Below are 14,489 nucleotides of genomic sequence, written 5' to 3' on the forward strand. Positions count from 1 at the left end.
CACCTATTTGCTGGCGGTATTTTGCAAAAATGCAAAACATGGTCTCGCTGACAATTTAACCATGAGAAAAAATCATAACTGTTTTATCTCAATATATTACGCACTCTTCTGCGCCTCTTTCACCTTGATCGCCAGATCCTGCGCAATTGCAAACGCGCCTTTGATCTTGTCTGAGGTCTTGCGCCAGTCACGCCGCACCACGATCTTGTTGTCCTTGACCTTGGCCAACCCGTCCTGCGCCTGGATAAACTCGACCAGACCTTTCGGACTGGCAAACTTGTCATTGTGGAACTGAAGGGTTGCGCCTTTTGGTCCGCCGTCCAGCTTGGCAATCCCTGCCCGTTTGCACATGCCCTTGATCCGCACCACCAGCATCAGCGTGTTCACTTCTTTCGGAAGCGGGCCAAACCGGTCGATCAGCTCAGCCGCAAACCCTTCCAGCTCTACCTTGGTCGACAGCGAAGACAGGCGCCGATAGAGGCCAAGGCGGACGTCAAGATCGGGCACATAATTGTCCGGGATAAGAACCGGCACCCCGAGGTTGATCTGCGGGGCCCAGGTGCCATCACTGTCCGAAAGCCCCTCAAGCTGGCCGGATTTGATCTTGGCAATCGCCTCTTCCAGCATCTGCTGGTAAAGCTCATAGCCCACTTCCCGCATCTGCCCCGACTGTTCTTCGCCAACAAGGTTCCCCGCGCCGCGAATATCCAGATCCTGTGAGGCCAGCGTGAACCCGGCCCCCAAAGTATCCAGCGATCCCAGCACCCTGAGACGTTTTTCCGCGGTGGCGGTCAACGGGCTGCGCGGTTTTGTGGTCAGATAGGCATAGGCGCGGGTTTTCGAACGCCCCACCCTGCCCCGGATCTGGTAAAGCTGGGCCAGTCCAAACATGTCGGCCCGGTGGATGATCATCGTGTTGGCGGTCGGAATATCAATGCCGCTCTCCACAATCGTTGTGGCCAGCAGGACATCATATTTCCCATCATAAAACGCATTCATCCGATCATCGAGCTCGCCCGAGGCCATCTGCCCATGCGCCACCACAAAGCTCACTTCCGGCACATGGTTTTGCAAGAATTGCTCGATCTCAGGAAGGTCCTTGATGCGCGGGACAACAAAGAAACTCTGCCCGCCCCTGTAATGTTCGCGCAGAAGGGCTTCGCGCAGGGTCACGCTGTCAAATTCAGACACATAGGTGCGGATCGACAGCCGGTCCACCGGCGGGGTGCCGATAATCGACAGATCCCGAACACCGGAAAGCGACATCTGCAAGGTGCGCGGGATTGGCGTGGCACTGAGGGTCAGCACATGCACGTCCGAGCGCAGTTCTTTCAGGCGCTCCTTGTGGTTCACGCCAAAACGCTGTTCTTCATCCACCACCAGCAGACCAAGGTTTTCAAACCGCACATCTTTGGCAAGCAGAGCATGGGTGCCCACGACAATGTCCATCGTGCCACGGGACATGCCTTCACGGGTGCGCCTGGCCTCTGACGCACCGACAAAGCGTGAAAGCTGCCCGACATTGATCGGAAACCCGCGGAACCGTTCGGAAAAGCTTTTGTAATGCTGACGGGCAAGCAGGGTTGTGGGGGCAATCACGGCCACCTGTTGCCCGGACATGGCGGCGACAAATGCGGCGCGCATTGCCACCTCGGTTTTGCCAAACCCCACATCCCCACAGATCAGCCGGTCCATCGGCCGACCCATCGCCATATCCTCGATCACGTCTTCGATGGCGGCAAGCTGGTCTTCGGTCTCCTGATACGGGAAACGGGCAGAAAATTCTTCCCAGGCATGATGTGGGGCTTCCAGCACCGGCGCCTTGCGGAGTTCGCGCTCCGCAGCCAGACGGATCAGCTTGTCGGCAATCTCCCGGATCCGTTCCTTGAGCTTGGCCTTTTTCGCCTGCCATGCGCCACCGCCCAGCTTGTCCAGCAGCCCGGTGTCCTGCCCGAATTTGGACAGAAGCTCGATGTTTTCAACCGGCAGGAACAGACGGTCGCCCCCTGCGTATTCCAGCAGCAGGCATTCATGGGGCGCGCCCATCGCGGTGATGGTTTCAAGCCCTTTGTAAAGGCCGACCCCGTGATCCACATGCACAACCAGATCCCCGGTGGACAGGGCATTTGCCTCGGTCAGAAAGTTTTCCGCCCGGCGCTTGCGTTTCGGGGCGCGGATCAGGCGATCCCCCAGCACATCCTGTTCGGAGATCACCGTCAGATCGGGTGTTTCAAACCCATGTTCCAGCGGCCAGACCGCAAGGTAAACACCCGCACCGCTGTCCGGCACATCCCGGAAATCATTGATCAGCGTAGTGCCTGTCAGCTCCTCATCTGCCAAAAGCCCCTGAAGCCGCTCTCGCGCCCCTTCGGAATAGCTGGCCACCACGGTTGGGGTGGCGGATTTCACGCGAATATGCTTGGTCAAAGCCTCAAACAGATTGACATTTTCCTGTTGGCGTTCCGGGGCGAAATTGCGGCCGATCCGCCCGCTCCCATCCACGACACCCGGTCCCGTGGCCTGCGGAAGGGCGGCGAACTGCACCACCCGCCGGTCTTTGACGATCTCTTCCCAAGCTGGATCATCAAGATAAAGAAGCCCCGGCGGGCACGGTTTATAGACCGTATCCATCCGGTTCTTTGCAGTCATTGCAATTTTGCGGGTTTCATACTGGTCGACAATCCCGTCCCACCGCGCCAGACGCGTCGGGGTCAACTGGTCATCCAGCATCACCGAGGCCTCTGGCAGGTAGTCAAACACGGTCTCAAGGCGCTCGTGAAAAAAGGGCAGCCAATGTTCGACACCTTGATGTTTGCGCCCGGCGCTGACCGCCTCGTAAAGGGGATCATCGGATCCGGCTGCACCGAACTCGATCCGGTAGTTTTGCCGAAACCGGGTTATCGATGCCTCATCCATCAACACCTCGGACACAGGGGCAAGATCAATCCCGGTCAGTTTTTCGGTTGTGCGCTGGGTGGCCGGGTCAAAGCGGCGCACGCCATCCAGAACATCCCCAAACATATCCAGCCGCACCGGTCCGCTTTCCCCCGGAGGGAAAATGTCGATGATGCCGCCGCGCACGGCAAAATCCCCCGGCTCCATCACCGTGGGGCTTTGGGTGAAGCCCATGCGCACCAGAAAACGTCGAAGCTGGTCGATATCCAGCTGATAATCCACCCGTGCAGAAAAGCTCGCTCCGGCCAGCACGTCACGGGCTGGCAGCCGTTGCATGGCTGCATTCAAAGTGGTGAGAAGCACGAACCGGCCCTGAAGGGCCCCTGTGGCCAGTGCAGCGAGGCTGGCCATCCGCGTGGCAGACACGTCTGCGTTGGGGGACACCCGATCAAAGGGCAGACAATCCCAGCCGGGCAAGGTGATTACCGTCACATGGGGGGCAAAAAAAGACAGCGCCGCCTGCATCGCCGCCATCCGCTTGTCATCGCGCGCCACATGCAGCACCGGTTTGCCCGAACGCTCCAGCTCTTTCAGCACCAATTGGGCGTCAAAGCCTTCGGGGGCCCCGGACAGAAGAACATGTGTCATGGAAAACATCCTGCGAAAACATCCTGCAATTCAATGCGTTTCAACCAGCAAGCTGGGCTCAGCCCCAAACATTCAGGGCGAGGTTTTGATACATGCCCCACATCGAGGTGATGAAAATCGACAGCATGCCGATGAGCTGGACCTGAAACCGATGCCGAGACAGGCGTTTGCGCAGGGAGGGTCCCTCCAGCGCCTGCTCCGTGATAATCCGGGCCGTGTTGATCGTCAGCATTCCCACGATGCTCATCGGGAAAGCCATCAGGAACACGGCCTGGGCGAACTCGACCCCGTAGTAGAACCCCAAAAGCAACAGCATGGTCAGAAGACCACAGGCCAACCCAAGAAGCCAAAGCCCTGAAATCGCAGCGATATACAGGATCCGGTTGCAATAGATCCGCACCAGGACCTCAAGGTCAAGTTGCACCTGCCCTTCGTGCCGGTCAGCGCGCTGAACCATGTCAAAGGGCACGCCCAGCACCCAGTGGCTGGCGGTTGACCAGAGCACGGCGAGCGCAATCCAATACCAAAGGTTGGAAAAGGAGCGCATGTCGATGATTTCAAAAAGGGTCGAATACCAGTCCAATGGTCTAACCTGCCTCGTGCCGGGTCTGCCTCATGCTGTCAGGGCCTCATGTCATGATGGGGCTTTGCGCGACCATACGCCCGCTATTCGGTCTTGACCAGACCGGTTTTGCGATAGGTTTCCCGGTCTTGTCCCAAACAGGGGGTTGTGGCAGCGCAGCGCGCATGGCAAGGAAAAACATGTCTTTCGGGTTGGGGATCCGACCCGTTCAAGACCTACATCGCCATCCCGCCGGGGCACCCCCGGCCCACTGACAGGAGAGCCAGATGAGTCGGCAGATCCCTTCGCGCACCGTCGCCCCCTTCCCCATGACCCGTTTGCGCCGCACCCGTTCGTCGCAAGCCTTACGTGATCTGGTCAGCGAGAACAGCCTGACGGTCAATGACCTGATTTGGCCGGTGTTTGTGGTGGATGGCGACAATGTGGAGCAAGAGATCCCCTCGATGCCCGGCGTGACCCGCAAGTCAATTGATCTTTTGGTCGAAGCCGCCCACGAGGCTGCGGATCTGGGAATCCCCGCCATGTGCCTGTTTCCCTATACCGATCCGGCGCTGAAAACCGAAAGCTGTGAAGAGGCCTGGAACCCGGAAAACCTGTCAAACCGCGCCATTCGTGCAATCAAGGACGCGGTGCCGGATATTGCCATCATGACCGATGTGGCCCTGGACCCCTACAACGCCAACGGCCATGACGGCATTGTCAGGGATGGAGAGATCCTCAATGACGAAACGGTTGAGGCGCTGGTGAAAATGTCGCTGGCCCAGGCCGAGGCCGGTGCCGATATTCTGGGCCCGTCCGACATGATGGATGGCCGTATTGGTGCAATGCGCGCGGCGATCGAGGCCGCAGGTTTCCGCAATCTCACCATCATGAGTTACACCGCCAAATATGCCTCGGCCTATTATGGACCGTTCCGGGACGCCGTCGGCGCCTCCGGGGCATTGAATGGCGACAAAAAAACCTACCAGATGGATCCCGCCAATTCCAACGAGGCGATGCGCCTGGTTGAGCGGGACCTGATGGAAGGCGCGGATATGATCATGGTCAAACCGGGAATGCCCTATCTCGATATCTGTCGCCGTGTGAAATCCGAATTCGGTGTGCCGACCTTTGCCTATCAGGTGTCGGGTGAATACGCGATGCAAGAGGCCGCGGCGGCAAATGGCTGGCTGGATGGCGACAAGGTGATGGCGGAAAGCCTGATGGCATTCAAACGGGCGGGCTGTGATGGCATCCTGACCTATTACGCCCCCCGCATGGCACGCGCCCTGTCTGGAGAATGATCCCGGTGCCCTGCGCCGCGCCGTCTAAAACACGCATTTCGTGCAGTTTTCCGCCGCCCCCCTGGGGCGGTGCCCTCTTTGCGTGACAGCCACACATGGCTGGTCTATAGTTTTCAAACAACAGGAATGGCACGGAATAATTCCGGCACCAAATGAAAACAGGCAGGGGCGCTGGAGGTGTTGATCCGGCAGGTCAGTTCCCCGAATTTGGCGATGCGAGGCTAAATATGAGCAAGTCAGAACAGAATTCAGAATTTTCCCGTCGAGGCTTTATCGTGGCGCTTGGCGGCACGGGGCTCGCGCTGGCGGGCTGTGCCAATGGCGTGGGGTCGCAGGGCGCAGCCGAGATTGACGCCCGCGTGACCCAGACCCTGAACTATCTCTACAACCGGTATCCGGGTATGCGGGATCTTGCCGCCAAAGCATCCGGGATGCTGGTGATGCCCCTGGTGACCGAGGCGGGGTTCATCGTTGGGGGCGCTTATGGGCGCGGGGCGCTGTTGATCAACGACGTCACGGTTGATTACTACTCGCAAACCCAGGCCAGCATCGGTTTTCAGATCGGCGCGCAGCAATATGCCCATGTGCTGTTTTTCATGACGCAAGAGGCGCTGCAGGATTTCCGCCGCTCTGCCGGCTGGGTGGCTTCTGCGGATATCAAATACGCCTTCCAGACCGAGGGCGATCGCTTCTCCGCCGACACGATCACCTCATCCGATCCGGTGGTTGCTGTTGTCTTTGGTCAGGCCGGGGCGCTGGCTGGCGCGTCGCTCGAGGGGGCAAAATACACCCGTATCATTCCCTGACCCAAACAGGTTGAACCAATGGAAAAGGGAGGCATGACGCCTCCCTTTTTTGTTTTGAACCGAAACGCCCACAACAGTGACAGCACTTCCCGCGTTTCGACTTCCCCTGTCTCAGGTTGAAGTCGAAACGCTTTAGTCAGTCCAGGGTCTTCAACCGCTTGAACAAGCTGGATGTGTCCCAACGTCCGCCGCCCATTTTCTGGACGTCCTTATAGAACTGATCTACCAGCGCCGTAACCGGCAGGCTTGCGCCATTTTCATTTGCCGTGTCCAGGCAGATGCCCAGATCCTTGCGCATCCAGTCAACTGCAAAACCGTGTTCAAAGTGATCATCCGCCATGGTTTCATGCCGGTTGACCATCTGCCAGCTGCCTGCAGCCCCGCCCTGGATCACATCGACGACCTCTCGAATATCAAGACCGGCTTTCTCGGCAAAATGCAGCCCCTCGGACAAGCCCTGCACCAGACCGGCGATGCAGATCTGATTGACCATCTTTGTCAGCTGCCCGGCCCCACTTTCGCCCAAGCGTTTTACAGTGCGACCATAGGCCTGCATGATCGGTTCCGCAGCGCAATAGGCGGTGTCATCGCCCCCGCACATGATCGACAGAATACCGTTTTCCGCCCCGGCCTGCCCACCGGAAACGGGTGCGTCCAGAAAACTGACACCTGCAGACCGGGCAGCGGCATAAAGTTCGCGTGTCACTTTGGCGGATACCGTCGTGTGATCAACGAAAACCGCCCCGTCTGTCATGCCCGACAGCGCGCCATTTTCACCCAGCACCACCGCGCGCAGGTCGTCATCATTGCCCACACATGCCATGACAAAATCCGCGCCAAGTGCCGCTTCACGCGGGGTGGAGGCCCATTTCCCCCCATGTTCCTTGGCCCAGGCTTCGGCCTTGGCAGTGGTGCGATTGTAAACCGTCACCTGATGCCCCGCAGCAACGAGGTGCCCCGCCATCGGATAGCCCATCACGCCCAAGCCCAAAAATGCGCATTTTGCCATTGCAACGCCCTTTCGTTGTCTTTCCCTGTCAGGCACAGTAGTTACCGCTCAGACCCAAAACGTCAACAAGAGGCTCGGAATGGGAATAGTGTTTCGCTGGTTGATCCGGATCGTATCGGCAGCCCTTTTATTGGCAGTTCTGGGAATCGGGCTGGTCTATTACCTTGCGGCGCAATCCCTGCCGGATTACTCCGCCACGCGAGAAACCCCCGGCATCACCGCGCCGGTCGAGATTGTGCGCAACAACGCCAATATCCCCCATATTTTTGGTCAGAACGACAGTGATGTGTTCTTTGGGCTTGGCTATGCGCACGCCCAGGACCGACTTTGGCAGATGATGCTGCTGCGCCGCACCGCGCAGGGCCGCCTTTCGGAATTGTTCGGGGAGCGTACGTTCAAAACGGATGAATTGATGCGGCGGCTCGATATCTACCGCCTTGCCCAGCAGGATGTGGCAGAACAGGACCGTGACACCCAAAAGGCCCTGTCGGCCTATGCGTCGGGCGTGAACGCCTATCTGTCCCGGATCAACACCGAGGCGTTAGGAAGAGGGGCGCCCGAGTTTTTCCTGTTCCCTGCCGGAATTTCCCCCTGGCAACCTGCCGACAGCCTTGCGGTCCTGAAGCTCATGGGGGTGCAGCAGGGGGGGCAGCTTCAGGACGAGGTGCTGCGCGCGCGCGTTTCGCTTGCCCTACCTGAGGAGCGCCTGCGTGATGTGATGCCGGACATGCCCGGCACCGGTGTGGCTGCGCTCCCTGATTACGCGTCCCTCTTTAAGGGCACCCCGGACTTTGCCGCTTTGCGCCCGGTGGATCGATTGCCCGATTTCTGGCCCAGCCCCGCCCGCGGGCTGGAAGGTGCGTCAAACGCATGGGCCGCCGCGCCCAGCCGGTCCGCCGCCGGTGCCTCCCTTCTCGCCAATGATCCGCATCTCAGCTTTACCGCCCCCAGCCTTTGGTATCTTGCGCGGTTGGAGTTATCGACCGGAGGGGTGATCGGGGGCACCATTCCCGGCATGCCTATCGTGCTTGTGGGGCGCTCAAACGATTTTGCCTGGGGCATCACCTCCTCTTACATGGATGATCAGGATGTGTTCATGGAGGAGCTGAACCCCGAGAATGCGGAAGAGGTGCGCACGCCCGACGGGTTCGCAAAGCTTGTCACCCGTCCAACCATTGTCAAGGTCAAGGATCAGGCGCCGGTCACCCTGCAACTGCAATGGTCAGATAATGGCCCGGTTTTGCCGGGGAACATGTATGATCTGTCCTCGGTTACCCCACCGGGCCATGTTGCGGCACTGTCCTGGACGCTGCTGGCGCCACGTGACCGATCCATGAGCGCGGCAATCCGACTGATGCGCGCCATGACAATCAGTGAAGGCCTGTCTGCAGGCGCGGATTTTGTAGCCCCGAGCCTGAACCTGACCATGGCAGACAAAAGCCAGATCGCGATGAAAGTGATCGGGGCGATGCCCCGCCGGAATGCGGATCATCAAACCAAGGGACGTATGCCGAGCCTCGGGTGGAAGCCGGAAAACCGTTGGAACGGGGTGGAAACCTATTCGGCCAACCCGGAATTCGTGCAACCCAAAGGGGGCATTGTCGGCAACACCAACAATAAGGTGATCGAACGCCCCTTCCCGCTTCACATGAGTTACTCTTGGGGTGACAGCCAGCGTATCCAGCGCTGGACCCGCCTGATGCAGGCCCGTGCCGTGCACACGCGCGACAGTTTTATCGAAGCGCAGCTGGACACGGTCTCTCCCACCGCCCGGACGCTGTTGCCTTTGGTGGGGGCAGATCTGTGGTTTACCGGTGAGGCCGCCCCAGAGGGCACGCAGGATCGCAAGCGCCAGCGCGCGCTTGACCTGCTGGCCAGTTGGAACGGCGAGATGAACGAACATATGCCGGAGCCCCTGATCTATTCTGCCTGGATGCAGGCCCTGAAAAACAGGTTGATCCGCGATGAGCTTGGACCGTTGACCGAGGCTTTTCCCCATGCCGATCCCATTTTTATCGAGCGGGTTTTTCGGGACATCGAAGGGGCTTCTGTCTGGTGTGATGTGATCCAGTCCGCCCCGGTAGAAACCTGCACTGACATCGCCCGGGCCGCTTTGGATGATGCGCTGCTCTGGCTGGAGGAAAACACGCGTGGCGAGCAGGAAAGCCTGCGCTGGGGGGATTATCATATCGCCACGCAGGATCATCCGGTGTTGGGAAAAGTCCCGTTTCTGAAGTATTTCGTGAATATCCGGCAATCGACCTCTGGCGGGGACAATACGCTGATGCGCGGAAAAACATCCGGTCGTGGCGATAATCCGTTTCAAAACGTGCATGGGGCTGGATATCGCGGCGTTTATGACCTAGCCGACCCCGACAGTTCGCTTTTTGTCATCGCCACCGGCCAGTCCGGTCACCCGCTTTCGCGTCACTATGATGATCTGGGCGAGCTTTGGCGGCGCGGAGAATACACCCCGATGTCCCTTGATCCCGATCTGGCGCGGGCGGCGGCGGTTGGTATTACCCGCCTGCTGCCCAAGGAAAAATGATCCGGGATTTCTAAAAACCGGTCTCGGGGGCCAGCCATCAGAGGGTGGTCTGCCCCCCCGAGAGCCTCGTTCACAGCGCCGCGTATTCCGCTTTCTGCCGCTCGGTCCAGGTGACGGTCAGGGACCAGCCGGTTTCGGTCTGTTCTTCCGCGTCCACCACCCCTTGCGAGAACAACCACGCGCGCTGCTTGCCCTGGGAAAACGCCAGATCAACATCTGTGGTTTCGCGCGGTGATGCCAGCCGGGTTTCCACCGCCTCCAACAATTCTTCGAACCCTTCGCCCGTTATGGCGGACAGGGTGAAAACATCGTCGTTGCGTGCAGCTTCGCGCCGGCGCGCATCTGCGTCCTCGGGATCCAGAAGATCGGTTTTGTTCCAGACCTCCAGGCTGGGCGTGTTTTCATCCACCCCCAGATCTTCCATGATCTTTTCCACATCCGCCGCCTGTTCATCTGTGTTCTCAGACGAAATATCGCGCACATGCAGGATTAAATCTGCGGCCAGAACCTCTTCCAAAGTGGCGCGAAACGCAGCCACCAGCTGGGTCGGCAGGTCCGAGATGAACCCCACCGTGTCCGACAAAATGACCTTGCGCCCGCTGCCCGGCAGTTCGATATTGCGCATCGTCGGGTCAAGCGTGGCAAACAGCATATCTTTTGCCAGCACGTCCGCACCGGTCAGCCGATTGAAAAGCGTAGATTTCCCGGCATTGGTATAGCCCACAAGCGCCACGATCGGAAAGGGAACCTTGGCCCGCGCCGCACGGTGCAATTCGCGGGTTTTCACAACTTTCTCAAGCTGCTTGCGCAGCCGGTTGAGCTGATCATCAATGGCGCGGCGGTCGGCTTCGATTTGGGTTTCACCGGGGCCGCCAACAAATCCAAGCCCGCCACGTTGGCGCTCCAGGTGGGTCCATGCGCGCACCAGTCGGGTGCGCTGGTAACTCAGCGCGGCCATTTCGACCTGCAGCACCCCTTCCCGTGTCCGGGCGCGATCCGAGAAGATTTCAAGGATGAGCCCGGTCCGATCGAGGATTTTGACTTTCCAGAGCTTTTCAAGATTGCGCTGCTGCACCGGGCTGACCGGCCCGTCAATCAGCACAAGCTCAACTTCGGCCGCCTGAAGGCGCGCCTTCAGCTCTTCGATCTTGCCCGATCCGAACAGGTGGCCGGGATGGGGGCGGGAAATACGCACGATTTCGGCCCCTTCAACCACCAGATGTGGCAGGGCAGCGGCCAGTGAAACGGCCTCTTCCAGCGCAGGGCCAGCGGTCCGGCGGGCGCGGTCGGATGTCAGTTCGGGATGGAGAACCCAGGCCCGTGTGGGCAGGCTCTCCTGTTCAACGAGATCGGTCAGCTGTCTTCGCCATCATACAGGTTGATCGGAGCGCCCGGCATGATCGTCGAAATCGCGTGTTTGTATACCAGTTGCGATTGACCGTCCCGGCGCAGCAGAACGCAGAAATTGTCGAACCAGGAAATGACGCCCTGAAGTTTGACGCCATTGATCAGGAAAATCGTGACGGGCACCTTCGATTTGCGCACATGGTTCAGAAAGGCGTCTTGCAGGTTTTGTTTGTCCGCAGCCATCGTTTTTTGTCCTTTTTATCTCGTGCTGCCGGGAAACGGCAGGAAAGTCCTATTCTTCTAATATGACCTGTGAATTTGAAGGTTTCCAGCCCCAAACGTATTGCAAAATGCACCTATAGCGACAAAAATGTCGGGAAAGCTTCAGCGGCGCCAGCTGTCGGGATTGAAAAGTGCAATAATTGCCAATGTCTCAAGCCGACCAAGGACCATCGCCCCGGCCATGATGACCTTGGCGGGGTCGGACAGATCCGCATAAGAGAAAGGTGTGCTGGACGCCACCTGGGCCAGTGGCCCCGTGGTGGTAAGGGCGGAAATGGTCAGGATCATCGTGCTTTCAAAATCCAGACCGGTAAAGGATAGCGCCAGTGTCACAATGGCCAGCGACATTGCCAGAAGCATGAAAAACACCCAGGACATATAGGCACCACGCCCCCGCATATGGCGCGCGTCGGTTCCGCTGCCACCCACCGATGACGGGTGGACCAGTTTCTCCAACTCTCGTCGTCCATGCAGGTACAGCGCATAGACCCGCATGAGTTTCGCGCCCCCGGCCGTGGTCGCAACGCCGCCGCCAATCAGGGCAAGCCCAGTCAGGACCAGACCCGGCGTCTGCAAGCCCGACCAATCCCGGCTGGCGGCCCAGGCGCTGCTTTCAAACCCGGTTGTGGTCAGAAAGGACAGAACCGTGAAAACCGATCCCCACAGAGAGGTCAGGCCCGCCAGAATATTGGTTTCTTCATCCACTTCATATGCGCCAATCCAGTGGCGCAGGAAAAGGAAGGCCGGGACAATTAAAATAATCGCAAACGCCATGCGAATTTCCGCATCCCCAAGAAGGCTGCGCAGGTTTTCTGATTGCATGTCAGTGGCAAATGTCAGGCGTGAAATCGCAAAAATGAAAAACACCGCGATAATCGCTTCGCCCGCAAATCCGGCCCCGCTATTGCTTATGCCTCCTACAGGAGAGATCCCGCTGGTGGCCATGGTCGACATGGCGTGGCAGGCGGCAACAAAGGCGGTATCACCGGCCAGGATCAGGCCAATCCAGAGGACCAAGGTCAACCCGGCATAGACCGGAAACAGCTTTAGCCCATAGGCGCGAATGCGCTGGGAAATATCTGCCACATGCGTGATCTGGCTCAATCCGCCGCCAATACCCCCAGCGTCCTGTCGGGCCCCAAACCGTGCGCGCACTTCGAAACCGCCAAGGGCCATGGGGGCAAGAATGGCAATGGCACTGACCCAGATGAACAGGCCGCCCATCCAACCGACCAGCGCGCGCCAGAGGTGGAGGGTCTCTGCAAGTCGGTCGGGGGTATCGAACAGGGTCGCCCCGGTGGTGGTCAGGGCCGAGACCATTTCGAAATAAGCGTTTAGAAAGCTGGTGTTGCGCAGGGCCTGGTGAAAAGGAACCGCAAGCATGATGGGCAAAAGCACAAACAGTCCCAGCAGCGCCATCAGGTGGCGCCGGGGCCGGTTGGAGCGCGGTCGATCCGCCATGGCAAGCGCCAGGAAGGACGTCAGAAACCCAAACAGGATGGCACCGTAAAAGAAAACCCGGCTCTCAAAAAACTCGCCTGCAAACCACCCGTATACAGCTGGGACCAGCATTGAGGTCGACCCGATCCCCATCAGGATCACCAGCAAAGGCAGGTTCAGTATCCTGCCAACAAGAGAAGAGGACGGCAGGCGCGACATCAGAAATAATCAATCTGAACCTGCAACAGGCGTTCCACTTCGGGGACGTCTTCCGCCATTGCAAAAATCGTGACCACATCCCCTTCATCCAGCCGCATCTTACCGGTTGGCTTATAGACGGTATCCCCCTTCAGCACCGCCCCGACCAGCACCCCTTCCGGAAAATCCACATCCCGGATCGCTTTGCCGGCCACGGGTGAGGTGGCCAGAACCTGCGCCTCGATCACCTCGGCCTCGGCGTCGCCAAGCGAATAGACCTCACGCACCTTGCCGTGCCGGATATGGCGCAGGATCGAGCTGACCGTCTGGGTGCGCGGGTTGATATAGGCGTCGATATTCAGCGGCTCCATCAACCCGGCAAGGGTAGGATCGTTGATCAGGCAGATCGACATCTGACACCCAACGGATTTGGCGCGCACCGAGGTCAGCAGATTGACCTTGTCATCATCCGTCACCGCGAGAATGGCATCCGCTTTGGGCACCCCCGCCTCTTTCATGAGCTCCATATTCATGCCGTCACCATAAAGCACGACGGTGCGCTCCAACGCATCCGCGGCCTTCTCAGCCACAACACGGTTAAGCTCAACCACCTTGGCCCGGATCCGATCGGTCCGGGTTTCCAACGCCTTGGCAACCGCAAGCCCAACATTCCCCCCGCCCAGAATGACCACACGGTTTTGGCGTTTTGTGGTCTTGCCAAAGACCTCCATCGTGCGATCCATATCTTCGGTACGGGTGAACACATAAACCTGATCGCCGCCGAAAAGCTGATCTCCCGGTTCGGGGGCGAACAATGACCCCTCGCGCCGCACACCCACAACAATCACCGACAAGGTCGAAAACAAATCTGTCAGCTGGCGCAGCGGTGTGTTGAGCACGGGGCAGTCGTCATCTAGCTGCACCCCCAGCAACTGCACCTTGCCGTCGAGAAAACTCTCGATGTCAAACGCGGATGGTGCGGTCAGCCGTTTCAGAACCGCCTCGGCCACCTCGCGCTCCGGGCTGATCACCACATCAATCGGCAGATGATCACGCCGATACAGATCGGAATAAATCGCATCGAGATAGGATTGGCTGCGCAGCCGGGCAATTTTTCGCGGCACTGCAAAAACCGAATGTGCCACCTGACAGGTGACCATGTTCACCTCATCCGAATGGGTGGCGGCAATGATCATATCCGCATCCGGTGCCCCTGCCCGCTCCAGCACATCCGGGTAGGAAGCGAACCCCGTAACCCCTTGAACATCAAGTGTTTCCGTGGCGCGATTAACGAGGACCGGATTGTTGTCAACCACGGTGACGTCATTGTTTTCCGCCGACAGATGCCGCGCGATCTGCCAACCGACCTGTCCTGCTCCGCAAATGATCACTTTCATGGCCGACTGTTCCTTCAGCTCGTTTCGGCGGCGCAACCTCAGTCAACATGAGG

General features: G+C 58.9%; 10 protein-coding genes. 3 read left to right on the forward strand and 7 right to left on the reverse strand.

Annotation, left to right across the window (positions count from 1 at the left end; all coding sequences use genetic code 11):
• Positions 1-96: 96 nt before the first annotated feature.
• Entirely contained in the window at positions 97-3,543 is a 3,447-nt protein-coding gene (gene mfd / locus AKJ29_RS15210; protein WP_409360038.1) for a transcription-repair coupling factor, read from the reverse strand.
• Positions 3,544-3,601: 58 nt separating this feature from the next.
• On the reverse strand, positions 3,602-4,126 hold the full coding sequence (locus tag AKJ29_RS15215; RefSeq protein ID WP_055192255.1) for a hypothetical protein: 525 nt from the start codon (positions 4,124-4,126) through the stop codon (positions 3,602-3,604).
• 266 nt (positions 4,127-4,392) lie between these two features.
• On the opposite strand from AKJ29_RS15215, the gene hemB reads away from it, so the two are divergent.
• Together hemB and AKJ29_RS15225 are read left to right on the forward strand one after the other, a co-directional pair.
• Positions 4,393-5,409, forward strand: a complete 1,017-nt coding sequence (gene hemB / locus AKJ29_RS15220) for a porphobilinogen synthase (protein WP_055192257.1) — start codon at positions 4,393-4,395, stop codon at positions 5,407-5,409.
• 227 nt (positions 5,410-5,636) lie between these two features.
• On the forward strand, positions 5,637-6,215 hold the full coding sequence (locus AKJ29_RS15225; protein WP_055192493.1) for a lipid-binding SYLF domain-containing protein: 579 nt from the start codon (positions 5,637-5,639) through the stop codon (positions 6,213-6,215).
• 136 nt (positions 6,216-6,351) lie between these two features.
• Here the strand turns inward: AKJ29_RS15225 and AKJ29_RS15230 are convergent, their stop codons facing one another.
• Positions 6,352-7,224 (reverse strand): NAD(P)-dependent oxidoreductase, encoded by an 873-nt coding sequence (locus AKJ29_RS15230; RefSeq protein WP_055192259.1) that lies wholly within the window; start codon positions 7,222-7,224, stop codon positions 6,352-6,354.
• 79 nt (positions 7,225-7,303) lie between these two features.
• On the opposite strand from AKJ29_RS15230, the gene AKJ29_RS15235 reads away from it, so the two are divergent.
• Positions 7,304-9,772, forward strand: a complete 2,469-nt coding sequence (locus AKJ29_RS15235) for a penicillin acylase family protein (RefSeq protein ID WP_055192260.1) — start codon at positions 7,304-7,306, stop codon at positions 9,770-9,772.
• Positions 9,773-9,842: 70 nt separating this feature from the next.
• Here the strand turns inward: AKJ29_RS15235 and hflX are convergent, their stop codons facing one another.
• The 4 genes from hflX to trkA form a co-directional block, all read right to left on the reverse strand.
• A complete protein-coding gene (gene hflX, locus AKJ29_RS15240; RefSeq protein WP_055192262.1) occupies positions 9,843-11,129 on the reverse strand; it encodes a GTPase HflX in 1,287 nt (428 codons plus the stop codon).
• Positions 11,126-11,362, reverse strand: a complete 237-nt coding sequence (gene hfq, locus AKJ29_RS15245; RefSeq protein WP_055192264.1) for an RNA chaperone Hfq — start codon at positions 11,360-11,362, stop codon at positions 11,126-11,128. The genes hflX and hfq overlap by 4 nt, the downstream gene beginning before the upstream one ends.
• A gap of 141 nt (positions 11,363-11,503) precedes the next feature.
• Positions 11,504-13,060: a TrkH family potassium uptake protein gene (locus tag AKJ29_RS15250; RefSeq protein WP_055192266.1), complete on the reverse strand. Its 1,557-nt coding sequence runs from the start codon at positions 13,058-13,060 to the stop codon at positions 11,504-11,506.
• Complete coding sequence (gene trkA / locus AKJ29_RS15255) at positions 13,060-14,436, reverse strand: Trk system potassium transporter TrkA (protein ID WP_055192494.1); 1,377 nt, start codon at positions 14,434-14,436, stop codon at positions 13,060-13,062. Before trkA ends, AKJ29_RS15250 begins: the two co-directional genes overlap by 1 nt.
• Between the last annotated feature and the right edge of the window lie 53 nt (positions 14,437-14,489).

Origin of the sequence: Aliiroseovarius crassostreae (assembly GCF_001307765.1) — a bacterium.
GTDB classification, from domain to species: Bacteria; Pseudomonadota; Alphaproteobacteria; order Rhodobacterales; family Rhodobacteraceae; genus Aliiroseovarius; species Aliiroseovarius crassostreae.